Here is a 24,798-nt window from a genome sequence, read left to right on the forward strand (position 1 = left end):
AGCACGGTTCGCGCCTTCCGGTCAGGAGGAGGTGGTGGCGAGCTGCTTGCCGAGGGCCGAGACGACGTCCTCGGCGGTGTGGTCGAGGGTCATCGTCGGCAGTTCGACGTCGTCGTCGACGCCCACGTCGGCGAGCGCTCCCGCGAAGGCGTCGAGCAGGTCGATGGAGTTGATCGCGGTCGGCGAGGCGACCAGCACGGCGGAGAGCGGCCGGTCGGCGAACACCTCCTCCTCGGGCAGGCCGAGACGGCGTGCGACGTTCTTCCTGAGGTCGGCGAGCATGGGTGTCTCCCTGTGGATGTCGGTAGGGGGGCGGTCGCCGGGCCCGGCCGCGGGCGGCAGCCGGTGGGCGCGGGTCACGGGGGTGCTCACGCGGTCCAGCGGGGCGACCTGCCGAGGGCGGTCAGCACCAGGTCGAGCGCGTCCGCGCCCGGCGGGGCGAGCAGCGCCGGGCGGAAGAGCGCCGCGGGGCTGGTCCTGCGTTCGTCGTCCGGCACGCGCAGGGCGAACACCAGCGCGGCCTCCGTCGTCTCCTCGTCCAGTTCGAGGTCCACGCCCAGCGTCCGGGCCAGGTCCCAGCCGTGGACCACGTAGTCGAGGAAGTGGAAGCCGATGGCGATCGAGGCGGGGAAGCGGAGGGTGTCGCTGATCTCCGGCAGGGCGAACTCGCGGGTGAGCACGCCCGGCTCCGCGAAGACGTCGAGGACGTTCTCGGCGGCGGCGCGGTAGTGCTTCACCGGGTCGTCGCCCAGGGCGCCGGGCTCCCACACGGAGTCCTCGGCCCCCCGCCCCTCGGCGGAGGCGGCGAAGCCGCGGTGCTGGCCCGCCATGTGGGCCACCAGCTCGCGCAGGTTCCAGTCGGCGCACGGGGTGGGCAGGTCCCACCTCAAGGGTTCGGCCTGCTCCAGGAGGCGTACGGTCTCCAGGACGGCGACTCGGTCCAGTTTCCGGATGTCCATACGGAACCTTTCGGCGGGTGGGCCCGCGCAGACGTCCCCAGGGCGGAGTGCGCGAACGGAGAAACAATAGCACGACCGTACGTTCAGTTTTGGGTGCGGCGCGGAAAGAGGCGCCCGGCCGAGGGGGCCGGGCGCCTCCGCCCCGGCTACCGGCCCGCCGCCGCCCGCTCCTCGACGAACGCGGCCAGCCTGCTCACGCCCTCGACGATCTGCTCGGGCGTCAGGGAGCTGCACGACAGGCGCAGTTGGTTCTCGCCGCCGCCGTCCAGGTAGAAGTCGCCCATCGGGGTCCACAGCACGCCGAAGTTCCGTGCCGAGTCCTCCAGCGCCTTGGCGTCCGCGGGGAAGGGGACGGTGACCACGAGGAAGAAGCCGCCGTCCGGCCGGTTCCAGTCGACGCCGAGCGCGCGCCGCCGGTCGGCGGGGAAGTGCCGGTCCAACGCGTCCAGCAGGGCGTCCATGGTGGTGCGGTAGTGGGCGATGGCCCCGGCGTTGGCCTCCCGCATCCGGCAGCCCGACTCGATGAGGATGCCGCCGATGACGGCCTGGCCGATGGCCGAGGTGTTGACCGTCGTCATGCTCTTGATCTTGGACAACTGGTCGGCCAGCAGGGACCGCTCGCCCGCCGCCCCGACGACCTCCTGGTCGGCGACCACGTAACCGACGCGGGCGCCCGGCAGCGCCGTCTTGGCGAACGAGCCCAGGTGCAGCACCCGCCGCTCGCGGTCCAGCGCCTTGAGCGTGGGCCGGGCGCTGCCCACCCGTACGAAGAAGCCGTAGGGGTCGTCCTCCAGGATCAGCAGGTCCTCCTGGGCCGCGATCTCCAGCAGCCGTTCGCGGGCGGCCAGGGTCATGCTGGCGCCGGAGGGGTTGGCGAAGTCCGGTACGACGTACAGCGCGCGGGGCCGCCCCCCGGCCGCCCGCGTACGTCGTACGGCTTCCAGCACCGCCTCCGGATCGGGGCCGGCGGGGCCCTCCGGGACGGGGTGCACCGCGATGTCCAGCAGCCGGGCCGCGCCGGTGACCCCGATGTAGCAGGGCGAGCTGACGAGCAGCGTGTCCTCGGGCCGGGCGAACAGGGCCCGCAGCGTCAGCAGCATCGCCTCCTGGCAGCCGGTCGTCACCACCACCGACTCCGCGGGGACGTGGATGCCCTCGTCGTTGGCGAGCGTGCGGGCGATCAGGTCGTGGATGATGCCGTTGGTGCGCCCGTACTGGAAGAGCTGGGTGCGCACCCGCTCCGGGGACCAGCCGCGTTCGTGCTCCAGATGGTCGGTGTAGGTGCGCAGGTGGCGCGCCAGGTCGTCGGTGGCGAAGGAGCCCTCCGCCGGCCTGCCGGGGGCGAACGACAGGGCGTCGGGGAAGCGGGAGACGACCTCGTTGAGGAAGTTCATCGCGTCCAGCACCGGGTCGGTGAGGGAGGCGTGCAGGTCCGCGAGGTCGAGCGGGCGCGCCGTCGCGGTGGTGGTGTCACGCATGGATGGGGTCAGCCTCTCGTCGTCGCGGCGGTGAAGGACGCGCGCAGGTACTCCGCGGCCTGTTCGATGGCCCGGCGGCCCGCGTCCAGGGTCCCCACCATGGTGAAGAAACCGTGGGCGATGCCCGTGTAGCGGGTGGACTCGACCGGGACCCCGCTCGCGCGCAGCCGTTCGGCGTACTGCTCGCCCTCGTCGCGCAGCGGGTCGTACTCGGCGGTGATCACCAGGGCGGGCGGCAGCCCGGTGTGGTCGGGCGCCCGCAGGGGGGAGACGAGGGGGTGGGCACCGTCCTCGGGGGAGGTGAGGTAGTTGTCCCAGTACCACTGCACCGACTTGGCGTTGAAGAGCAGCGGATCGTCGCTCTCCCGGTGGGAGGGGGTGTCGGCGAGCTGGTCGGTGTTGGGGTAGACGAGCAGTTGGGCCGTTAGACGGGGGCCGCCCGCCTCCTTCGCCATCAGCGTCACGGCGGCGGCGAGGTTGCCGCCGGCGCTGTCGCCGCCGACGGCCACCCGCGTGCCGTCGCCGCCGAACCGTCCGGCGTTCTCGACGACCCAGCGCAGGCCCGCGAAACAGTCGTTCGGGGCGGCCGGGAACTTGTGCTCGGGAGCGAGCCGGTAGCCGACCGCGACGGTGAGGCAGCCGGCGGCGTTGGCCAGGCTCCGGCAGACCGCGTCGCCGGTCTCGATCGAGCCCAGCGTCCAGCCGCCGCCGAAGAAGTAGACGAGCACGGGCAGCGGGCCCTCGCCGGCCGGGCGGTAGACGCGGACCGGGAGCGGCCCGCCGGGGCCGGGTATCGACACGTCGACGACCTGTCGCACCGGCTCGGGGGTCCCCGCGCCGGCCTGGATGGCGGCGAGGTCGGCGGCCCGCGCCTCCTCGAGCGTCATGGTGTAGAGCGGCCGGACGTCTTGGGCCGCGCGCCGGTCGTACAGCGCCTGGAACTGTGGATCGAAGGGCATGGTGTCTCCGGGCCGTGGTGCGCGGTCGACCGGACCGCGACGAAAGGGATCAGGGGGTGTCGGGCAGCAGCGAGGGGTCGGTCGCGACGCCTCTGAGGCGGTTCAGAATGCCGCCGGCCGCCCGGCCGTAGCAGGTGTGGTCGCCGTGCAGAACGGACTCGGCGTTGGCCATCTCCAGGAGGGCGACGATCTCGAAGGCGAGCTGGGGGATGTCGGTCTCGTCCCGCACCTCGCCCGCCCGCCGGGCGTCGTCGATCGTCCGCTCCAGGAGGGCGAACCAACTGCCGTGCGCTCCGGTGACCGTATCGTGGACCTTGCCGTCATGGGTGTCGTACGCGGCCGAGACCGAGTAGAAGAAGCAGCCGCCGGGGAAGTCGCGCCGCTCGGAGTGGACGAGCCAGTTGCTGCACAGCAGCCAGACCCGTCCGAGCCCCGCCGGCAGCCCTCGGGCCGGCTGCACCACATGCTGGATGTAGACCTCGATGGCGGTGCGCACGGTGGCGAGCTGCAACGCCGCCTTGGAGCCGAACAGGGCGAACACCCCGCTCTTGCTGATGTTCAGATCGCTCGCCAGTCGGCCCAGGGACAGTCCCTCGAGGCCTTCCACCGAGGCGACGTCGACAGCGTGCCGCAGGATCAACCGCCTTGTCCGATCGCCGCGTTCGATCCGTCCGTCGGTGCGCGTCGCACTCACGCGACCTCCTCCGTCTTCCCAGGCGCCCGTGGCGGGGCGCGGTCACTGTACTAAGTGGACGACCGTGCTGTCATTGTGCGAGAGTACGGTAAGCGTACGGTCGTGCGGTTAGCTTGGCGCGCGGGTTCGACGATCGGCGGGGGAAGCGGGATGGCGGCGTTGACGCTTGACGAGTACGAGGCTGCGGCGCGGGAGCGGTTGCCCCGCCCGGTGTGGGACTTCCTGGCGGGCGGGAGCGGGACCGAGTCGATGCTGTCGGCGGGCCGCGAGGCGCTCGACCGGGTGCGGCTGCGCCCGCGGTGCCTCGTCGACGTCTCGGTGTGCGAACCCGCCGTCTCGCTCCTCGGGGCGCGGCTGGCGGCGCCGGTGGGCATCGCGCCCATGGCCTACCACCGGCTCGCCCACCCCGAGGGCGAGGTGGCGACGGCGCGCGCGGCGGGCGCGGCGGGCCTGCTCCTGACCGTGAGCATGTTCGCCAGCCGGACGCTGGAGGACATCGCCGCGGCCGCGACCGGACCCCTCTGGCTGCAGCTCTACTGGCTCAGGCGCCGGGAGCCGATGCTGGAGCTGATCCGCCGGGCGGAGCACGCCGGCTACCGGGCGCTGGTCCTGACGGTCGACGCGCCCCGCGTGGCGTACCGGCCGCGTGACGCACGGAACGGTTTCGCCCTCCCGGAGGGAATCCGGGCGGTCAACCTCGACGCTTCCGTGATGTCCGCCTCGCACGAGGGAAAGGCGGGGGAGTCGGCTATTGCGCGGCATTCCAGGGAGCAGTTCGACCCCTCCATTACCTGGGCCGATCTCGCGTGGCTCCGGGAGCGCACGTCGCTGCCGCTCGTATTGAAGGGCGTGTTGAGCGGCGAGGACGCCGCGCTCGCCGTCGAATACGGGGTCGACGGGCTCGTCGTCTCCAATCACGGCGGCCGGCAGCTCGACGGCGCGAGACCCGCCGCCGACGCCCTCCCGGAGATCGCGGAGGCGGTGGCGGGCCGGTGCCGCCTGGTCCTGGACGGGTCCGTCCGCTACGGCGCGGATATCGCGAAGGCGCTGTGTCTGGGCGCGGACGCGGTATTCGTCGGAAGGCCCGCGCTCTGGGGGCTGGCGCACTCCGGCGCCGACGGGGTGTCGGCCGTCCTGCGGACCGTGCTGGACGAGTTCGCCGAGGTGATGGCGCTCATGGGCGCCCCGCGCGTCGAGAATTTCCAGAGTTCAGGAATTGTTCATTCGTGAATTCGACCCCCATGTGATCCGGGCCGATTCGCAATCGCCGTCCCTCTGTCGATGGGCGGCGATTTCGCCTGGCCCGCAAGCGGAATCCGGTATTTCTGATCCGGGTGCTACTCGTAAGTATGAAGTGGCACAGGTTTTCGCTTGATTACCGGAGGGTAGTGCGTGACGATGGATCTGCCGGCGCGGAAATACGAGCGCGGCAATGAATGGCCGATACGTCGGGGACAGGGTTGTCCGGCGGCACGTCGGATCTTTTCGAGAACTTGGATGGGTGGGGATTCCGGTGGGGGAAACGGCGCCTGACGGGCCCGTTTGCGCCGAGGGCGCCTGGGTCGACGACGTATTACTGAGGGGGGACGGACGCGACATCGTCCTGCACCTCGACGGGCCGGTGAGCCGGGCGGAACTGCGCCGGCTCGTCGTCGAGCAGCAGCGGCGCCTCGCGGCGGCCGGCCTGGTCGCCCGCGGCACGGTCGCCGTCCGGCTGCCGCCCTCGCTGAGCTGCATCGTCGCCATGCTCGCCGGATGGCGCAGTGGAGCCCAGGTGGCACTGCTCGACTACCGGCTGACGACCCATGAGGTCGGCAAGGCGATCGCGCGGCTGGCGCCGCAACTGGTCCTCGAACCGGTCGCCGACGTCAGCGGCACACTGCGCGGCTTCTTCGAGGTCGACACCCGCGTCACCCCGCTGCACGGCGGCCGGCCGGCCGCCACGGACCATGTGCTGCTCCAGTTGAGCTCCGGCTCCACCGGCCCCTCCAAGGTCATCGGCCGCACCGCCGAGAGCCTGCGTACCGAGCTGGAGCGGTACGGGCGGCTGGACGGCTTCCCCGGCCGGGGCGAACGCACCGTCGTCCTCGCCTCGATCGTCCATGTGCTCGGCCTGGTCGGAGGGCTGCTCCACGGACTCGCCGCCGGATCGCAGGTCGTCCTGCCCGCCCGGCAGACCGTCGACGGCATCCTCAAGGCCGTCGCGGCGGGGGACGAGCCGACCACCATCCTCGGGGTCCCCTCCCAGGCGGCGGTCCTCGCCGCCGCCCGGACACCGCCCCGGCTGCCCCAACTGCGACGGATGATCACCGGCGGCGAACTGGTCCGGACGGAGGTCTGGGAGCGGTTCACCCAGGGCTACGGGGCCGAGCTCGGCGTCATGTACGGCATGACCGAGGCCGGCGTCATCGCCACCGACATCACCGGCGCCGACCGCCCCCGGCTGACCCCGGCGCCGGGGATGCGCGTCCGGGTCGAGAACGGGGAGATCCTGCTCGGCCTCCCCGAGAACCCCTACGTGGGGCTGACGGACCCGACCCGCTACGTCGACGGCTGGCTGCACACGAAGGACGCGGGCGACTACGACGAGGCCGCCGGCCTGCTCACCGTCCGCGGCCGGCTCGACTCCCAGGTCTCCGTCGGCGGGCTCAAGGTGGACCTCTCCGAGGTCGAGGCGTCCCTCTCCGCCCTGCCCGGCGTCCGCGAGGCCGTCGTCGTCCAGGGCACCGGGATCGAGGGCTTCGTGACGGTCGACGAACCGGCCGCCTTCGACGGCCTCGCCGGCGCCCTCGCGGCCCGTCTGGCGGCGTACAAGCGGCCGCGCACCCTCAACCTGCTGGTGGAGCTGCCGCGCACCGCCACCGGCAAGCCGGTGCGCAACGCGGAGATCCTCCGCGCCGCCGTGCGGTCCGCGGCCGCCGCCCGACCGGCTCAGGCGCACTCCGCCGGGGAGACCCGGTGAACCTCCACCCGCGCCGCGGGGGAGGGCCCGCAGCCCCCCGGCCCCGCCCACTGGGCCACACCGATGACGCGGCGCCCGCCGTCGACGAGGACGGCCGCGGACGCCACCTCCCTCTCGCCCGGCAGAGGCCGTAGGACCGGCGGGAGACCGCCGCCGGGGGGCCACGCCTCCGGCAGCGGGACCCGCCGGCTCATACCGCCCCGGCGCAGCCCCCGGCCGAGCGCCTTGCCGACCGACTCCTTCTGCGTCCACAACCACAGGAACGCGGCCGACCGGTCCTCCTCGGCCAGCCCCGCCACCCAGGCCGCCTCGACCGGATCGAGCCACGCCCTGGCCATCGCCTCGGCCCGCAGCCGACGCACGACCTCCACGTCCACCCCCACGAAGGCCCCGCCGGTCAGCGCGACCGCCAGCGCTCCGCGCCCGTGCGTGACGCTGACCCGCAGAGCCTCCCCGGCTCCGCGCAGCAGCGGGCGGCCGCCTTCCTCATGCGCCAACCAGAGCTCGGAGACCGGGACGCCGAGCATGTCGGCCGCGGTACGCACCAGCAAGGTGTGCGCCTTCCGCCGCTCGTCCCCCTCCGTGGTGCACCACCGCACCGTCACCGTGTCCGGGGCAACTCCCGGCTGCATGTCCATGAAAGAGGAGTCAATCAAATGACCACCGAAGTCGAGAAGTTCATCATCGAGGCGCTGAAGAACATGAACTACGACGTGACCGACGTCACCGGCGACACCCCGCTCGGCCCGGCCGGTCTGGACCTGGAGTCCCTCTCCGTCGCCGAGATCGCCATCCAGGTGGAGGACACCTACGGCGTCAAGTTCGAGGAGGACGAGATGGAGACCGTCGCGCTCTTCACCGTCGCGGGCCTCGTCAAGGAGATCGTCGAACGCGCCTCCGCCTCCGCCGCGGCCAAGTGACGCCAGGGCCGGCGCCGGCCCGTCGGGCACGCCCTTCCCGGCCGCGCGCCCTCGGGCACGGGCGGGGAAGGGCGGCCCGGCGCCGCTGACGCGGGGCGGGCCGGGCGGCCGTACCACCCGCCGTACGCAGAGAGTTCGAACCAGGAAGTAGGGACATCGGGGAATGAATCCCAAGAACGAGCGCGCCGAACTCGCGGCGGACCAGCGACTGGGCGTCGGCAACGTGCTGACGGAGCTGCTCGCCCGCGGCTCCGACCCGGACAGGCCCACGCTGACCTTCGACACCGAGGTCGACGGCCACCCGGCCTGGCAGCCCCTGACGCTGGCCGCGCTGGGGGAGCGGGTGGCGGCCCGGGCGGCGGCCCTGCACGACCTCGGAGTCGCGCCGAGGGACCCCGTCGCCGTCTTCGTGACGGCCGGCGCCGACCAGGTGCTCAGCTATCTGGCCCTGGTCCGCCTCGGCGCGATCCCGGCCCTCGTCAACGGCCGGCTCTCCGCCGACCAGGCCGCCGAGTACATCAAGCGGCTCGGCGCGGTCGGCGTCATCGCCGACGGCCCGCACCGCGACGCCCTGGACGCCGCCGGCAGCGCGACCCCGGTCCTCGCCGACCCCGCCGACCTCGGCAAGGGCGACCCGGCCGACGCGCCCAAGCCCTACCGGCACCACGGCAAAGAGCCCGCCGTCATCACCCACTCCTCCGGCACCACCGGCCTGCCCAAGGCCGTCATCCACTCGCACCACAGCCTCTTCGCGGCGATCCGCCACCGCCTGACGCTGCCCAAGGCGCAGGGCGTCGACCGGATGCTGGGCGCCCTCCCGTCCGCCCACGCGGCCACCGTCATCGCCGTCAACCTGGCGCTGACCCACCGCGCGCAACTGGCCGTCCTCTCCCAGCAGACCGGCGGCCCGGTGCTGGACGCGATCGAGTCCTGGCAGCCGCACAGCGTCCTCGGCTTCGCCGCCACGTGGTCCGAACTGGCCGGCGAGGACCTCTCCCGGCGCGACCTCGACTCCGTGAGCACCTGGTGGAACACCGGCGACTGCGCGCACGAGGCGCACATCCGCAAGCTCATCGCCGCGGGCTCGCGCCAGACCGTCACCTCCCAGGGCCGCGCCCGCCGCCCCGGTTCGTTCTTCGTGGACGGCCTCGGCTCCTCGGAGATGGGGCACTCGCAGTTCTTCATCACCCACGCCCCCGAGACCGTCCGCTACGGCCGGTGCATCGGCAAGCCGCACGCCTTCTCGAACGTGGCCGTCGTCGACGACGACGGGGAGAAGCTCGGCGTGGGGGAGGTGGGCCAGCTCGCCATCGACGCCCCCACCCTCTCGCTCGGCTACTGGAACGACTCCGTCACCACCTACCGCACCCGCCGGGACGGCTACTTCCTCACCGGCGACCTCGTCTACCGCGACGAGGAGGGGTACTACTACCACGTCGACCGCGCCGTGGACGCCGTGGACCTCGGCGAGGGCAGAAAGCTCTACACCATGCTCTGCGAGGAGAAGGTCCTCGCCCACTGCCCCGACGTGCTCGAATGCACCGTCGTCGCCGTGCGGACCGAGGACCGCGTCGCCACCTCCGTCCTGCTCTTCCTCGACCCGCAGGCCGACCAGGACGCCGACCGGACCGAAGAGGTCCTGGCCGCCCTCGACCCGCACGTCGCGAGCACCGTCGAGCGCGTCGTCGCCGTCAGCCCGGACCTCATCCCGCTGGGCGCCACCGGCAAGGTCCGCAAGATCCTGCTGCGCCAGCGCTTCCTGAACGGCGAGCTGTTCGCCGCCCCGGCCACCGCCGGGCAGGTGGCGGCATGACCGGCCCCACCGCGGACAACAGAGCCGTCGTCACCGGACTCGGCGTCTTCACCCCCCTCGGCCGCGGCGCGGCCGACACCTTCGACGCCCTCTGCCACGGCAAGTCCGGCCTGCGCCGGCCCCCCGTCGGGCACCTCCTCCACGGCAGCGTGGACGTGGCGGGCATCGCCCCGGACATCGAGGCCCGCGAGGTGCTGCCGCCCAGCGAGGGCCGCCTCGTCGACCGCTACGCCCTGATGGCCCTGGCCGCCGCGGACGACGCGCTGCTCGACGCCGGCATCGTCGTCGGGCAGAACGCCGACCCGCACCGGGTCGCCGTCGTCGTCTCCAGCGGCGCGGGCGGACTGACGACGTACGAGGCGCAGGCCGAGGCCCGCAGCCGGCGCGGCCCCACCGCCGTCAGCCCCTACCTCCTCCCCGGCATGTTGCCGAACATGGCGGCCGCCCGCATCGCCATCAAGTACGGCATCCGCGGCTGGAGTTCGGCGATCGCCACCGCGTGCGCCGCCGGCGCCCACGCCGTGGCGGAGGCCGCCCGGCTGATCCGGTACGGCGAGGCCGACGTGGTGGTCTGCGGCGGGGCCGAGGCCCCCCTCAACCCCACCTCCGCGCTGGCCTTCGCCCACGCCAGGGCGCTCGCCCAGGGCTGGGACGACCCGGAGGCGGCCAGCCGCCCCTTCGACCGCCGGCGCAACGGCTTCGTCCTCGCCGAGGGCGCGGGCGTCCTCGTCGTCGAACGCGCCGCGCACGCCGACGCGCGGGGAGCAGCGGGCTACGCCGACCTCCTGGGCTGGGGCGTCACCACCGACGCCCACCGGCCCACGGCCCCGCGCCCGGACGGCGAGGGCGCCGCGCAGAGTATGCGCGGGGCGCTCGCCACCGGCGGGCTCGTCCCGCGGGACGTCGGCTACGTCAACGCCCACGGCACCGCGACCAAGCTGGGCGACGTCGCCGAGACCAAGGCCGTGCACGCCGTCTTCGGCGACCACGCGCCGGCCGTCAGCAGCACGAAGTCGATGACCGGCCACCTGCTGGGAGGGTCCGGCGCGGTCGAGGCGGCCATCTGCGCCCTCGCCATCGCGCAGAGCCGGCTCCCACCCACCCACAACCTCGACGAGGTCGACCCGGCCTGCGACCTGGACCACGTCCGGGGCGAGGCCCGGCACCAGCGGATCGACGCCGCGATCTCCAACTCGTTCGCCTTCGGCGGCCACAACGTCAGCCTGCTGCTCGGTGCCGCGAGCACGCGTGAGAAGCGCCAGAGAATAGGACAACAGCCGTGAACATCGGAGCCGTCGACCATGTCGAGTTCTACGTGGGGGACGCACAGCAGTCGGCGTTCTTCCTCTGCGCCGCGTTCGGATTCCGCGTCTGCGGCCAGGCGGGCCCCGAGACGGGCCAGGCCGACCACCGCTCCCTGCTGCTGCGCCAGGGCGGGATCGAGGTCGTCCTGACCTCCGCGCTGACCGCGGGCCACCCGGCCGCCGCGTACGTGGCCCAGCACGGCGACGGGGTCGCCAACATCGCGTTCGAGGTCACCGACGCCGCCAAGGCGTTCGCCCTCGCCGTCGAGCGGGGCGCCACCGCGGTCGACGAGCCGCGGACGTACAGCAAGGACGGCGCCGAGGTGGTCACCGCCTCCGTGCTCGGCTTCGGCGACGTCGCCCACCGCTTCGTGCAGCGCACCGGCGACCGCGAGCAGTTCCTGCCCGGCGTCATGGACATCTTCGCCGAGGACCCCGACGGGACCGACGGACTGCTGAGCACCGTGGACCACGCGGCGATCTGCCTGCCCGCCGGCCAGTTGGGCCCCACCGTCGCCTTCTACGAGAAGGTCTTCGGCTTCCGGCAGATCTTCGAGGAGTTCATCGAGGTCGGTGAGCAGGCCATGGACTCCAAGGTGGTCCAGAGCCCCTCGGGGCAGGTCACCTTCACCCTCATCGAGCCGGTGACCGACCGCAAGCCCGGCCAGATCGACACCTTCCTCGCCAACCACAACGGCGCCGGCGTCCAGCACCTGGCCCTGCTCACCGACGACATCGTCACCACCGTGCCGGCGCTGGAGGCCCGCGGGGTGCGGTTCCTGGAGACGCCCGACACGTACTACGAGGAGCTGGAGGCCCGCATGGGCCGCCCCGACCTCACGATCGAGGACCTCCGGCGCACCAACGTCCTGGTCGACCAGGACCACTGGGGCCAGGTCTTCCAGATCTTCACCCAGTCCCTCCACGTCCGGAAGACCTTCTTCTGGGAGGTCATCGACCGGCACGGCGCCCGCACGTTCGGCAGCGGCAACATCAAGGCCCTCTACGAGGCCGTGGCCCGCGAGAAGGCGACCGCCTGACCTCCGCCCGGCCTCCGTACGCGCAACCACCCTCGCACCGAAGGAAGACCGTGACTGCACAGGAAACCGCGCCCTTCACCCTGACCGAGGAGGAGAAGGCGCTCCTCCCCACCGACGATGACGTCCTCTTCTACGCCGAGCACGGCTGGTACCTCTCGCAGAAGCTGTTCACCGACGAGGAGGTGGACCTCCTCGAATCGGCCAGCGAGCGCTTCTACGCCGGCCACCGCGACCGCACGCTGCCGGCGCGCCCGGCCAAGCTCGCCTACTGGACGCCGGACCAGGGCGACGTGCAGCGCCACAACGACTACATCCACTACGAGGACGACACGATCGGCCGCATCCTGCGCAAGCCGCTGCTCGGCGCGGTGGCCGCGCGGCTCGCCGAGGCCGCGGAGATCCGCATCTTCCAGTCCACGCTGATCTACAAGCCGCCGGTCGCGGAAGAGACGTCGAACATCGTGCCCTGGCACTTCGACCGCCACTACTGGTCCACGTCCACCTCCGAGCGGATGCTCACCGCGTTCATCCCCTTCCACGACTGCGACGAGCAGATGGGCACGATCACCATGGTGGACGGCAGCCACGCCTGGAAGGAGACCGCGGACAACGACGCCACCACCCTCCACTTCGCCGAGCGGGACCGCGACGAGCTGGAGGTCATGCTGGAGGAGAACGCCCGCTACAACGGCGTCGAGGTGCGCAAGATACCCGTCCGCATCCCGAAGGGCCACGTCAACTTCCACCACTGCCGCACCTACCACGGCAGCGGCCCGAACGTGAGCGACCGGCCCCGCCGCGCGATCTCCCTCCACCTCCAGGACGGCGAGAACCGCTACCGCGAGTTCTTCCGCTCGGACGGCACGAAGGTCGCCTACAACCACGACGTGCTGGTGCGCAGGACCGCCGAGGGCGCCCCGGACTACAGCGACCCCGAGTACCTGCCGGTGCTGTGGAGCAGCCGCTGATGCGCAGTGCCGCAGTGGTGGGGACCGGCCTGATCGGTACCTCGATCGCCCTGGCCCTGCGGGGCCGGGGCGTGACCACCTACCTGATCGACCGGGACCCGGAGGCGGCCCGCACCGCGGCCGGCATGGGCGCCGGCGTGGCGGCCGTGCCGGCCGCGCCCGTGGACCTGGCGATCCTCGCGGTGCCCCCGCAGCACGTGGCCTCAGCCCTGCACGAGCACCAGCGGCTCGGGCTGGCCCACGACTTCACCGACGCGGCGAGCGTCAAGGCCGGCCCCCAGGCGGAGGCGGCCGCGCTCGGCTGCGACCTCAGCCGCTACGTGGGCGGGCACCCCATGGCGGGCCGGGAGCAGTCCGGCCCTCTCGCCGCCCGCGGCGACCTCTTCCGGGGGAGGCCCTGGGTGCTCACACCCGCCGCCGCCACCGGCCGGCGGGCCCACGACCGGGCGGTGGAACTCGCCGGGCTCTGCGGCGCCCGCCCGGTCGTGATGGGCCACGAGGAGCACGACCGGGCGGTGGCCCTGATCTCCCACACCCCGCACGTGGTGGCGAGCCTGCTGGCCGCCCGCCTCCTGCACGGCGAGGAGAGCGAACTCGAACTCGCCGGGCAGGGGCTGCGCGACACCACCCGGATCGCCGCCGGGGACGCCGAGCTGTGGACCGACATCATCGGCTCCAACGCGAGCGCCGTCGCCGAGGTGCTCGCCGAGGTCGCGCAGGACCTCCGCGTGCTCGTCGACGCCCTGCTGGACCTGGGCGCGGACGCACCGGAGCGGTACCGCGCCAGTCGGGCGCACCTCACCGCGGCCCTGGTCCGCGGCGTTCAGGGCCGCGGCCGCATCCCGGTCGGCGCCCCCGGCGGGCTGCGGCTGAGCGGCGCGACCGCCGGTCCCTGAGGCACGGCCGCCCCGCCGCCCGCGGGCGCGCACCTACATCGACTTCCGATTCAGTGGAGCAACTGACTATGACCAGCCGACGGCTCGACGTCTGCCTCATCGGTGCCGGGCCCCGCGGCCTCTCGGTCCTGGAACGGCTGTGCGCGAACGCCGCGTCGGCGCAGGACGGGACGCCGATCACCGTGCACGTGGTCGACCCGTACCCGGCGGGGGCCGGGCAGGTCTGGCGCACCGACCAGCCCGAGCACCTGCTGATGAACACCGTGGCCAGCCAGGTCACGATGTTCACGGACGAGAGCGTCGAGATCGACGGCGTACTCGCCCCCGGCCCCAGCCTCTACGAATGGGCGCGCTTCCTGACCCTGGTCGGCCCCATGGACGACCGGCAGCCCGACCCGCGGGTGCTGGAGGAGGCGCGGACGCTCGGCCCCGACTCCTACCCGACCCGCGCCTTCTACGGCCACTACCTGGAGTGGGTCTTCCAGCGGGTCGTCAGGACCGCTCCCGCCCGGCTGACCGCGGTCGTCCACCGGGCCAGGGCGGTCGCGATCGAGGAGGAGCCGGAGGGGGGCGGCGCGCAGAGCGTGCTGCTGGACGACGGCGTCCTCCTCGACGGACTCGACGCCGTCGTCCTGGCCCAGGGGCACCTGCCCGTACGCCGGTCGCACCGGCAGAGCGGACTCGCCGACTTCGCCCGCGCCCACGGCCTCTCCTACGTGGCGCCCGCCAACCCGGCGGACGTCGACCTCGCACCGATCGAGCCGGGGCGGACCGTCGCGCTGCTCGGACTCGGCCTCAACTTCTTCGACTACATGGCCCTGCTGACGCTCGGCCGCGGCGGCCGCTTCGTGCGCCGCGCCGACGGGCTGCACTACCTGCCCTCGGGCCGCGAACCCCGGCTGGTCGCCGGCTCCCGCAGAGGGCTGCCCTTCCACTCGCGCGGCGAGAACCAGAAGGGCCCCCACGGCCGCCACCGGCCCGCCGTGCTGGACGCCGAGGTCATCCGCGCCCTGCGGGAGCGGTCCCTGCGGCACGGAGGCATCGACTTCCAGGCGGCCGTCTGGCCGCTGGTCTCCAAGGAGGTCGAGACCGTCTACTACGCCACCCTCCTCACCGCCGACGGCCGCGCCGGCGACGCGGAGCGGCTGCGGGCCCGCTACCTCGCCGCGCCGCCCGGCAGCCGCCGGGAACGCGACGTCCTCGCGGACTTCGGCATCGCCCGGCGCGACCACTGGGACTGGGACCGGATCGCCCGCCCGTACGCCGACCGCGACTTCGCCTCCCCGCGGGACTTCCAGGACTGGCTCCTGGACCATCTGCGCGAGGACCTGCGGGCCGCCCGCGCGGGCAACGTGGCCGGGCCGCTCAAGGCCGCCCTCGACGTCCTGCGCGACCTGCGCAACGAGCTGCGGCTGATCGTCGACCACGGCGGACTCACCGGCAGCTCGCACCGCGAGCACCTGGACGGCTGGTACACCCCGCTCAACGCGTTCCTCTCCATCGGCCCGCCGGCCGGCCGGATCGAGCAGGCGATCGCCCTCATCGAGGCCGGCGTCCTGCGGGTGCTCGGCCCCGACGCGCGGTCCGGCACCGACCAGGACGCGGGGGTCTTCACCCTCGAGTCCGCGGCGGTCCCCGGTTCGCTGGTCGAGGCCACCGCCCTGATCGAGGCCCGCCTGCCCGAGATCGACCTGCGCACGACCGCCGACCCGCTGCTCCGCCACCTCCTGGAGACCGGCGGGTGCCGCCCCTACGAGGTCGCCGGCCCCCACGGCACGGCGTACGAGACCGGCGGGCTCGCCGTCACCCAGGCGCCGTTCCACCTGATCGACGCCGAGGGCCGTGCGCATCCGCGCCGCTTCGCCTTCGGCGTGCCCACCGAATCCGTGCACTGGGCGACGGCGGCGGGCATCCGCCCCGGCGTCAACTCCGTGACGCTGCAGGACGCGGACGCCATCGCGCACGCCGTGCTCGGCCTGGCCGAACGGTCGCGCCCGGACAACGAGATGATGGGAGAGCTGACGAGGTGAGCGCCACCACGCCCCCCGCCCACCCCCGCGGTGCCATCGACGCCGGGCTGCTCAGCCCGGTGCGGGCCGGCGTCCCGGCGGAGGCGGCCACCTCCGACGCCGCCTGGCTGCAGGCGCTGCTCGACGCGGAAGCCGCCCTCGTACGGGCCCAGGCGAGCCTGGGCAACGTACCGGAGGCGGCGGCGGAGGCGATCACCGCGCTCGCCCGGGCCGACCGGCTGGACCTCCGCGCGATCGCGGTGCTCAGCCGGGGCGCGGCCAACCCGGTGGTGGCCGTCGTCCAGGCGTTCACCGCCCTGGTGGCCCAAGAGGCCCCGGAGGCGGCCGACCACGTGCACCGGGGCTCGACCAGCCAGGACATCTTCGACACCGCCCTGATGCTCGTCGCCGACCGGACCCTGGACCTGCTCGTGGCCGACCTGGACGCGATCGCCGCGTCCCTGCGGACGCTGGCCGCGGAGCACGCGCGCACCCTCATGGCCGGACGCACCCTCGCCCTCCACGCGGTGCCCACGACGTTCGGGCTCAAGGCGGCCGGCTGGCTGGCGGCCGTCCGCGCCGCCGCCGACCGGCTGCGCCGACTGCGGTCCGAGGGGCTGGTCGTCCAACTCGGCGGCGCGGCGGGCACGCTGGCCGGCTACGTCGAATACGAGCGGCTGCACCGCGCGGCACGGGGGGAGACCGCGGCCGAGGGCTACGCACAGCGGCTGACCGAGCGGTTCGCCGCGGAGACGGGGCTGTCCGCCCCCGTGCTGCCCTGGCACAGCCACCGCGCCCCCGTCGCCGCACTGGCCGCCGAACTGGCCCTGGCCACCGGCGTCCTGGGGAAGATCGCGGTGGACGTGCAGTCGCTGGCCCGGACCGAGACCGCCGAGGTCGCCGAGCCCGCGGCGGCCGGCCGCGGGGTCTCCTCGGCGATGCCGCAGAAGCGGAACCCCGCGCTGGCCACGCTGATCCGCTCGGCGGCCCTCCAGGTCCCCGCGTACGCCGGTGTGCTGGCGCAGGCGATGCTCTCCGAGGACGAACGCTCGGCCGGTGCCTGGCACGCCGAGTGGCTGCCGCTGCGCGAGTGCCTGCGGCTGGCCGGAGGGGCCGCGCACACCGCGCGCGAACTGGTGGCCGGGCTGGAGGTCTCGCCCGGCCGGATGCGGACCAACCTGGACCTGACCGGGGGCCTGATCGTCTCGGAGCGGCTGGCGGCCGTGCTCGCGCCGCTGCTCGGCAAGGCCGCCGCGAAGGACGTGCTGAGCCGGGCCGCGCGCACGGCGGCCGCCTCGGGCCTGCCGCTCGCCCAGGTCCTCTCACGCGAGGACGCCGTCGCCCGGCACTTCGGCGCCGAGGAGTTGGAGAGCCTGCTCGACCCGGCCGGATACACCGGCGCCGCCGAGGAGCTGACCGCACGGGCGCTGCGACACCACGCGGGGCGGCCCGCCGCGGGCACCGGAGAAGCCGGAACGTGAAGAGACCGTGCGGCGCCACGCCGCCCGTCCGAGACCAGGGAGCGCCCCATCACTACGCGAAACGTGCGCCTGTCCCCGTACCAGCGTGACATCTGGCTCGCGGAAGCCCGGTCTCCGGGCAGCCCGCAGTTCAACGGAGCCGTCTTCGAGCGGTTCACGGGGGCCGTCGACGCCGAGCTGCTGCGGGACTGCCTCACTCGCGCGCTGGAGCGCCACGACGCCTTCCGCCTCCGCTTCGACGAGGTGGACGGGACGCCCCGCCAGTGGTGCGCCGACACCCTGGCGGACGACGGCGCACCGGTGGTCGAGACGGTCGACCTCTCCGCCGAGGCCGACCCCGCGGCGGCGTGCCGGGCCTGGCGCGAACGGGCCCTCGTCGTCCCCTTCGACCTGCGCGGCCGGCGGCTCTTCCGCGCGGTGCTGCTGCGGGAGGGCGAGGAGGCGGTCCACCTCTTCCTGAAGGCGCACCACCTGCTCCTGGACGGCCGGGGCGCGGAGATCCTGCACACCGAGGTGGTCGCGGAGTACGACCGCCGCTCGCGCGGCCTGGAACCGCGCGACCGGGGCCCCGCCCCCTCCGCGCTGACCGCCGTCACCGGCCGCGACGCCTACTTCGGCTCGCCCGAGCAGGAGGAGGACCGGGCCTTCCACCGCGCCGAACTGGCCCGGACGGACCCCCGCTGCTTCGACCGGCGGCGGCAGGGCGGCGCGCCCGCCTTCGGCTTCCACACGTTCACGCTCCCGCCCGAGGCGGCCGAGGCCGTCAGGAGGAGCGGCGCCGCCCCCTTCTCCTTCTTCGCCGCCGCGCTCGGCGTCTGGCTCGCCCGCGTGCACCGCACCCAGCAGGCCGTGATCGGCGTACCGCTGCTCAACCGGCGCAGCCGGACGGAGCTGACCGCCGTCGCCCAGTACGCCAACACGCTGCCGCTGCGCATCGAGGTCCCCGACGGCAAGCCCCTCCTGGACATCGCCGCCGACGTACGGGAATCGGTGGGCCTGCTCCAGCAGCACCAGCGGCTGCCGATCGGGGACGTCCTGCGGGAGCTGCCGGCCGGCGGATCGCGGGAGCGCCGCCTCTTCGACGTCACCCTGACCTACATGACCCTGCGCACCCCGCTGGAACCGGCGGGCGTGGTGCGCGGGGGACCGGTGTTCACCGCGCCGCCGCACGAGGACGAGGCGCTGGTCGTCAGCGTCACCGCCACCCGCGGCCGCCCGGACCTCGTGGTCGAACTCCGCTACGCCACCGACGTGTTCGACGCCGACCTGCCCATCACCTCGCTCGTCGAACACCTCACCTCGCTGATCACCCACGGGCTCGCCAAACCCGAACGCCCGGCCGGCGAGCTGCCGATGCTCAGCGAGCGCGAACAGGACGAACTGCGCCGCTTCTCCCGCGGCCCCCGCGTCCCCTTCGCCGACCGCACCACCCTGCACGCCCTGATCGAGGAGCGGGCGGCCCGCGTGCCCGCCCGGACCGCCGTGTACGCGGCGGACGGCGGCGAGAGCCTGACCTACGCCGAACTCGACGCGCGGGCCAACCAGGTGGCGCGGTCCCTGCGAGCCCAGGGGGTGCGCACCGGCGACCGGGTCGCCGTCCTCATGGAGCGCGGCCCGCACCTGCTCGCCGCCGTCCTCGGCATCCTCAAGGCGGGCGCCGCCTACGCCCCGGTGGACCCGACGCACCCCGAACGGCGCATCGCCGTCATCCTGGCGGACAGCGCGGCCCGCGCGGTCCTGACGGACCGCCCCGACCTGCCCGTACCGACCCCGCCGGGCACCCCCGTCCGCCCCGTCGCCGAACTGCTCCGGGGCCCCTCGCACCCCGTGCCGCCCGCGGCGGGCCCCCGCGACCTCGCCTACGTGATCCACACCTCCGGCTCGACCGGCCGACCCAAGGGCGTCATGGTCGAACACCGGTCCGTCGTCAACCGGCTCGCCTGGATGCAGCGCGCCTTCCCGATCGGCCCGGACGACGTCCTGCTGCAGAAGACCCCCGTCTCCTTCGACGTGTCGGTGTGGGAGCTGTTCTGGTGGGCCGTCGAGGGGGCCTCGGTCGCCCTGCTGCCGCCGGGCGGCGAGAAGGACCCCCGGCAGATCCTGGAGACGGTCCGCCGGCGGAACGTCACCGTCGTGCACTTCGTCCCCTCCATGCTCGGCCCCTTCCTCGACCTGCTGGAGGAGTCGCCCGACCTGCGCCGCCACGCCGGATCGCTGCGCCACGTCTTCTGCAGCGGCGAGGCCCTGTCGCCCGGACGGGTGGAGCAGTTCCACCGGGTCCTCGGCGCCGACGCGCCCGTCCTGGTCAACCTGTACGGGCCGACCGAGGCCACCGTCGACGTCTCCGCGCACGTCTGCCCGGCCCCGCAGGACGGGCCCGCGGCCCGCGTCCCCATCGGGCGGCCCATCGACAACGTCGAACTGCACGTCCTGGACCGGGACGGCGAACCCCAGCCCGTCGGCGTCCCCGGCGAGCTGTGCGTCGGCGGCGTCGCGGTGGCCCGCGGCTACCTCGACCGGCCCGAGTTGACGCGGGAGAAGTTCACCGACGCGCCCTTCGCCGCCGGCGGCCGGTTGTACCGCACGGGCGACCTCGCCCGCTGGCTGGGCGACGGCACGCTGGAATACCTCGGCCGGATCGACGGCCAGGTGAAGATCCGCGGCCACCGCGTCGAGACCGGCGAGGTCCAGGACGCCCTGCGCCGCATACCCGGCGTGCGGGACGCCGCCGTGGCCGACCGCACCGACCCCGAGCTCGGCGTCTTCCTGGTCGGCTACTACGTGGCCGACGACGACCTGGAGGCGCCCTTCCTCCGCCGCCGACTCGCCGCGTCCCTCCCCGACGCGATGATCCCGGCCCGCTTCCGGCGCATCGACGCCGTCCCGCTCACCCCGAGCGGCAAGCTGGACCGCGACCGGCTGCCCGCACCCGACGCCGCCCCGGCCCCGCCCGCGGGCCGCGCCCCGCGCACCAGGGCCGAGAGACTGCTCGCCGGCGTCTGGGCCGAGGTGCTGAGAACGCCGCGGGTCGGCGTCCACGACGACTACTACGCGCTGGGCGGGGACTCGCTCCTGATGCTCCGCATCCGGGCGCTCGCCGAACGGCAGGGCCTGCACTTCTCCCTGGACGACCTGGTCCGGCACCCCACGGTCGCGGCGCTCGCGGCGCACACCGCCGAGACCTCCGGCCCCGCCGCCCCGCTCGAACCCTTCGCCCTCGTCCCCCGCCTCGACCGGGCCCGCCTCCACCGAGCGGTCGACGCCTTCCCGCTGACCCGGCTCCAGCTCGGGCTGGTCTACCACAGCCGCCGGGACGAGCGCTCCGCCGTCTACCACGACGTCTTCCGCTACCGCCTGGCCATGGCCTGGGACGGCACGCGCTTCCGCGCCGCCTTCGACCGCCTCACCGCCCGCCACCCCGCCCTGCGCTCCTCCTTCGACCTCGGCGCCTCCAGCGAGCCCCTCCAGATCGTGCACGCCGACGCGCCGGGCGGCCTGGAGACCGCCGACCTGCGGGGGCGCGCCCCCGCGGCCGCCGAGGCCGAGATCGCCCGCCACATCGAGGAGCGCCGCTTCCACCCGTACGACCTGGAGCGGGCGCCGCTGTACCTCTTCCGCGCCCACGTCCGCGACGACGCCGTCGACCTGGTGCTCAGCTTCCACCACGCGCTGCTCGACGGCGGCAGCGTCGCCAACCTCCTGGGCGAACTCCTCCAGGACTACCTGCACGCCCTCGGCGCGGACATCCCCGCCGTCCCCGACACCCCTCCGCCCACCCCCGCCCACCACGTGCGCGACGAACGGGAGGCCTTGGCGGACCCGGCCGCCCGCGCGCACTGGCAGCGGCGCCTCGCGGGCGCGCGGGCCCTGCGCCTGGACGGCTTCGCGCCCGCCGAACCCCCGCGCGAGGCGGCCCACGTCGTCCACCGCGCCGTGCTGCCCGACGACCTCACCCGCCGCACCCGCGCCCTCGCCGCGGAGCACGCGCTGCCGGTGAAGTCCCTGCTGCTCGCCGCGTACTGCCTGACCCTGCGGCTCTTCTCCGGCGCCGACGACCTCACCACCGGCGTGATCACCCACGGGCGGCCCGAACGCGCGGACGCCGACCGCATGGCGGGCCTCTTCCTCAACACCGTCCCCGTGCGCCTCACCTCCGCCGAGGCCGCGGGCGGCTGGATCGGCGTCGCCCGCGCACTGTTCCGGCAGGAGACCGCCGGCCGCGCCCACCAGCGCTACCCGCTGAGCGCCATGCAGGCCGACCGGGGCGGCCGCCCGGTCCTGCACACCGCGTTCAACTACGTCCACTTCCACATGCTCTCCGAGGTGCTGAGCCTTCCCGACGTCCGCCTGGAGGAGTTCACGACCTGGGAGGAGACCGACTTCCAGCTCCTCGTCAACGCCTTCCTCCACCCGGTCGACGGCACGCTCTCGCTGCGCGTCGACGGGGACGGCGACAGCATCACCCCGGCCCAGGCCGAGCTGTTCGCCGACGCCTTCACCCGCGTGCTGCACCGCCTCGTCACCCGGCCCGAGGAGGCGCCCGACTTCGCCTTCCTGGCCGCCCCGGAACCGCTCCCCGGCGGCGCGAGCGGACTGCCGAGCACCGACGACGTCGTCTCGCTCTTCGACCGGCAGGCCGACCTCGCCCCCGACGCGGACGCCGTCACCACCGGCGGGCGCACCTGGAGCTACCGGGAGCTGCGGGAGACCGCCGACCGGGCGGCCCGGCGGCTCCTCGCCCTCGGCGTCCGCCCCGGAACCCGCGTCGGCATCGCCATGGACCGCTCGCCGGAGACGGTCGCCGCGATCCTCGCCGCCGCCAAGGCGGGCGCGGCCTGCGTCCCCCTGGACACCGCCTACCCGCGGGCCCGGCTCGCCGCCATGGTGGAGCAGGCCGAGCCCCTGTGCGTGATCGCCCGCGCCTCGGACGCCGGCCTGCTGCCCGACCCGGACCTGCTGCTGACCGCGGAGACCCTCCTCGCCCCGGACCCCGGCGCGGGGGAGGGGGCCCCGCTCCCGCGGCGGATCGGGCTCGACACCACCGCGTACATCCTGTTCACCTCCGGCTCCACCGGCCGCCCCAAGGGCGTCGTGATGCCCCACCGCTCACTGGCCAACCTCATCGGCTGGCAGATCCGGGCCGAGAGCGCCGCCGCCGGCCGCACCACCGTCCAGTACGCGCCGCTCAGCTTCGACGTCGCCTTCCAGGAGATCTACTCCACGCTCTGCGCGGGCGGCGTCCTGCGCCTGGTCACCGAGGACGAGCGGCGGGACATGCGGGCGCTGCTGCGGCTGCTCGACGAGAGCGGCGCGGCCCGGATCTTCCTGCCCTACGTGGCCCTCCAACAGCTCGCCGAGGCGTACGGGGCGCTCGGCACGGCCCCGCGCGCGCTGCGGGTGATCGTCTCCTCCGGCGAGCAACTGCGCGTCACCGACGAGATCCGCGCCCTCCTCGCCGCGCTGCCGGGGGCGATCCTGGAGAACCAGTACGGGCCCACCGAGACGCACGTGGCGACCCGCCATACCCTGACCGGCGACCCGGCCCGCTTCCCGGCGCTCGTCCCGATCGGCGCCCCCCTGCCCGGCGTCGGCGTCCAGGTGCTCGACCCGCGGGGCCGCCCGGTCCCCGCCGGGGTGACGGGCGAGCTGTACCTGTCCGGCGCGGCCCTCGCCGACGGCTATCTCGGCGCGTCCGCCCCGGCCGACGAGCGGTTCGTGCGCATCGCCGGACCCGAGGGGCCGGTCCCCGCCTACCGGACCGGCGACCTCGGCCGGTTCCTGCCCGGCGGGGCCCTGGTCTGCACGGGCCGGTCCGACGCCCAGGTGAAGATCCGCGGCTACCGGGTCGAACCCGCCGAGGCCGAGGTCGCCCTCGTCCGCGCCGCGGCCCGCCACCGCGACGTCCACGTCCGGCAGGCCGCCGTGGTGGCCCGCACCGCACCGAGCGGGGAGGTCTTCCTCGCCGCCTTCCTGGTCGGCGACGCCGAACGCACCGACCTGGACGCGCTCCGCGCCGGACTGCGCGCCGTCCTCCCCGCGTTCATGGCGCCCCAGCACATCGAGTGGCTGCCGGCCCTGCCCCTGACCCCCAGCGGCAAACGCGACGACGCCGCGCTGCGGGCCCTGCCGCTGACCCGGCCGGCCGGCCGGGGCGGCGAAGCCCCCCGCGACGCGTACGAACAGACCCTGGCGGCCCTGCTCGCGGACCTCCTGGGCGTGGAGCGCGTCGGCGTCCACGACGACGTCTTCACCCTGGGGGCCACCTCGCTCACCACCATGCGGCTCGCCGTCCTGGTCGAGCGGCGCTACGGGTTCTCCCTGCCCATCTCCGCCTTCATCGCCGCCCCGACGGTGGCCGCCCTCGCCGAAAGGCTGCGCGCCGGCGGCGCGCGGGCCGTCTTCGACCCCCTGGTGCCGATCCGCCCCGGCGGCAGCCGACCGCCCCTGTTCCTCGCCCACCCCATGGGCGGCAACGTGCTCTGCTACGTCCCGCTCGCCCGCCACCTCCCCGACGACCAGCCGGTGTTCGCCTTCCAGGCGGCCGGCGGCGACGTCGGGACCGAGCCCCTGCGCACGGTCCCCGAGATCGCGGCGAGCTACGTCGCGGCCATGCGCCGGATACGGCCCGAGGGCCCGTACACCATCGGCGGCTGGTCCTTCGGCGGCTTCGTGGCCTTCGAGATGGCCCGCCAACTCCGGGCGGCAGGCGCGGAGGTGGCCAGAGTGATCCTGCTGGACACCGTGGCCCTCGGGCCGCTCCAGGAACGCCGGGCCTTCACCGACGAGGCGCTGCTGGGCTGGTTCTTCTGGGAACTCCTGCTGCTCGGCCGGGGCGGCGACTCGCCGCTGGAGGCCATCCCCGCGGAACTCACCACGCTGGAGGAGAAGTTCGCCTTCATCGCCCGCGTCGCCGCCGACGAGGGCATCCTGCCCCCCGGCAGCGGGGGCTCGCTCGTCGGCCGCCTCTTCACCGTGTACGAGGCCAACTGGCGGGCGACGCAGGCGTACGAACCCGGTCCCGGAGCCGACGACGTCACCCTGGTCCGCGCCCGCGAACCGCTGCCGCAGGTCCTGCACGCCATGCACGGCGCGGGCGCGACCCGGCACACCGACCCCGCCAACGGCTGGCACACCATGACCGCCGGCCGTGTGGAGGTCGTCCAGGTGCCCGGCGACCACCTCTCGATCATGGAGGAGCCGCACGTGGCGCACCTCGCCCAGGCCGTCGCCGCGCTCGCACGCGACGCCTGCGACGGCCCCCGCGCCACCGGGGCGCCGCCCGCCGCGCCCCGCACCACCGAGAAGGGACACTGAC

17 protein-coding genes are annotated in these 24,798 nt (G+C 74.2%); 11 read left to right on the forward strand and 6 right to left on the reverse strand.

All coding sequences use genetic code 11. The features are described from left to right. Window positions 1–21: 21 nt before the first annotated feature. From ACZ6EJ_RS14235 to ACZ6EJ_RS14255, 5 genes are all read right to left on the reverse strand, one after another. Complete coding sequence (locus ACZ6EJ_RS14235) at window positions 22–282, reverse strand: hypothetical protein (RefSeq protein WP_469267186.1); 261 nt, start codon at window positions 280–282, stop codon at window positions 22–24. A gap of 86 nt (window positions 283–368) precedes the next feature. Further along, a complete protein-coding gene (locus ACZ6EJ_RS14240) occupies window positions 369–959 on the reverse strand; it encodes a TIGR03086 family metal-binding protein (RefSeq protein ID WP_469267188.1) in 591 nt (196 codons plus the stop codon). A gap of 146 nt (window positions 960–1,105) precedes the next feature. Next, window positions 1,106–2,437 (reverse strand): aminotransferase-like domain-containing protein, encoded by a 1,332-nt coding sequence (locus tag ACZ6EJ_RS14245; protein WP_469267189.1) that lies wholly within the window; start codon window positions 2,435–2,437, stop codon window positions 1,106–1,108. A gap of 8 nt (window positions 2,438–2,445) precedes the next feature. Beyond that, window positions 2,446–3,396: an alpha/beta hydrolase gene (locus tag ACZ6EJ_RS14250; RefSeq protein WP_469267190.1), complete on the reverse strand. Its 951-nt coding sequence runs from the start codon at window positions 3,394–3,396 to the stop codon at window positions 2,446–2,448. 49 nt (window positions 3,397–3,445) lie between these two features. After that, window positions 3,446–4,090 carry a TetR/AcrR family transcriptional regulator gene (locus ACZ6EJ_RS14255; RefSeq protein ID WP_469267191.1) on the reverse strand — a complete coding sequence of 215 codons (645 nt, stop codon included), beginning with the start codon at window positions 4,088–4,090 and terminating at the stop codon, window positions 3,446–3,448. A 150-nt stretch (window positions 4,091–4,240) separates the two neighbouring features. Here ACZ6EJ_RS14255 and ACZ6EJ_RS14260 point away from each other — a divergent pair, with 150 nt between their 5' ends. Next, window positions 4,241–5,320, forward strand: coding sequence for an alpha-hydroxy acid oxidase (locus tag ACZ6EJ_RS14260; protein ID WP_469267193.1), 1,080 nt, complete (start codon window positions 4,241–4,243; stop codon window positions 5,318–5,320). A gap of 391 nt (window positions 5,321–5,711) precedes the next feature. Beyond that, entirely contained in the window at window positions 5,712–7,052 is a 1,341-nt protein-coding gene (locus ACZ6EJ_RS14265) for a class I adenylate-forming enzyme family protein (RefSeq protein WP_469267194.1), read from the forward strand. On the opposite strand, the gene ACZ6EJ_RS14270 is transcribed toward ACZ6EJ_RS14265, so the two are convergent. Further along, window positions 7,022–7,690: a 4'-phosphopantetheinyl transferase family protein gene (locus ACZ6EJ_RS14270; protein ID WP_469267195.1), complete on the reverse strand. Its 669-nt coding sequence runs from the start codon at window positions 7,688–7,690 to the stop codon at window positions 7,022–7,024. The two genes, ACZ6EJ_RS14265 and ACZ6EJ_RS14270, sit on opposite strands and share 31 nt — an antisense overlap. An 18-nt stretch (window positions 7,691–7,708) precedes the next feature. Between ACZ6EJ_RS14270 and ACZ6EJ_RS14275 the strand changes: the two genes are divergently transcribed. From ACZ6EJ_RS14275 to ACZ6EJ_RS14315, 9 genes are all read left to right on the forward strand, one after another. After that, window positions 7,709–7,972 carry an acyl carrier protein gene (locus ACZ6EJ_RS14275; protein ID WP_469267197.1) on the forward strand — a complete coding sequence of 88 codons (264 nt, stop codon included), beginning with the start codon at window positions 7,709–7,711 and terminating at the stop codon, window positions 7,970–7,972. Window positions 7,973–8,135: 163 nt separating this feature from the next. Further along, complete coding sequence (locus ACZ6EJ_RS14280; RefSeq protein WP_469267199.1) at window positions 8,136–9,785, forward strand: class I adenylate-forming enzyme family protein; 1,650 nt, start codon at window positions 8,136–8,138, stop codon at window positions 9,783–9,785. Further along, complete coding sequence (locus ACZ6EJ_RS14285; protein WP_469267201.1) at window positions 9,782–11,068, forward strand: beta-ketoacyl-[acyl-carrier-protein] synthase family protein; 1,287 nt, start codon at window positions 9,782–9,784, stop codon at window positions 11,066–11,068. Before ACZ6EJ_RS14280 ends, ACZ6EJ_RS14285 begins: the two co-directional genes overlap by 4 nt. Further along, complete coding sequence (hppD, locus tag ACZ6EJ_RS14290; RefSeq protein ID WP_469267203.1) at window positions 11,065–12,129, forward strand: 4-hydroxyphenylpyruvate dioxygenase; 1,065 nt, start codon at window positions 11,065–11,067, stop codon at window positions 12,127–12,129. Before ACZ6EJ_RS14285 ends, hppD begins: the two co-directional genes overlap by 4 nt. A 50-nt stretch (window positions 12,130–12,179) precedes the next feature. Next, window positions 12,180–13,097 carry a phytanoyl-CoA dioxygenase family protein gene (locus tag ACZ6EJ_RS14295; RefSeq protein WP_469267204.1) on the forward strand — a complete coding sequence of 306 codons (918 nt, stop codon included), beginning with the start codon at window positions 12,180–12,182 and terminating at the stop codon, window positions 13,095–13,097. Further along, window positions 13,097–13,993, forward strand: coding sequence for a prephenate dehydrogenase (locus tag ACZ6EJ_RS14300; RefSeq protein ID WP_469267206.1), 897 nt, complete (start codon window positions 13,097–13,099; stop codon window positions 13,991–13,993). Before ACZ6EJ_RS14295 ends, ACZ6EJ_RS14300 begins: the two co-directional genes overlap by 1 nt. Window positions 13,994–14,061: 68 nt before the next feature. Then, entirely contained in the window at window positions 14,062–16,023 is a 1,962-nt protein-coding gene (locus tag ACZ6EJ_RS14305) for an FAD/NAD(P)-binding protein (protein WP_469267208.1), read from the forward strand. Then, window positions 16,020–17,483, forward strand: coding sequence for a nitrosuccinate lyase (locus ACZ6EJ_RS14310; RefSeq protein ID WP_469267210.1), 1,464 nt, complete (start codon window positions 16,020–16,022; stop codon window positions 17,481–17,483). Before ACZ6EJ_RS14305 ends, ACZ6EJ_RS14310 begins: the two co-directional genes overlap by 4 nt. A gap of 63 nt (window positions 17,484–17,546) precedes the next feature. Then, on the forward strand, window positions 17,547–24,797 hold the full coding sequence (locus ACZ6EJ_RS14315; protein ID WP_469267211.1) for an amino acid adenylation domain-containing protein: 7,251 nt from the start codon (window positions 17,547–17,549) through the stop codon (window positions 24,795–24,797). Window position 24,798 lies beyond the last annotated feature (1 nt).

The sequence above is a fragment of the Streptomyces sp. NPDC041970 genome, assembly GCF_055588985.1.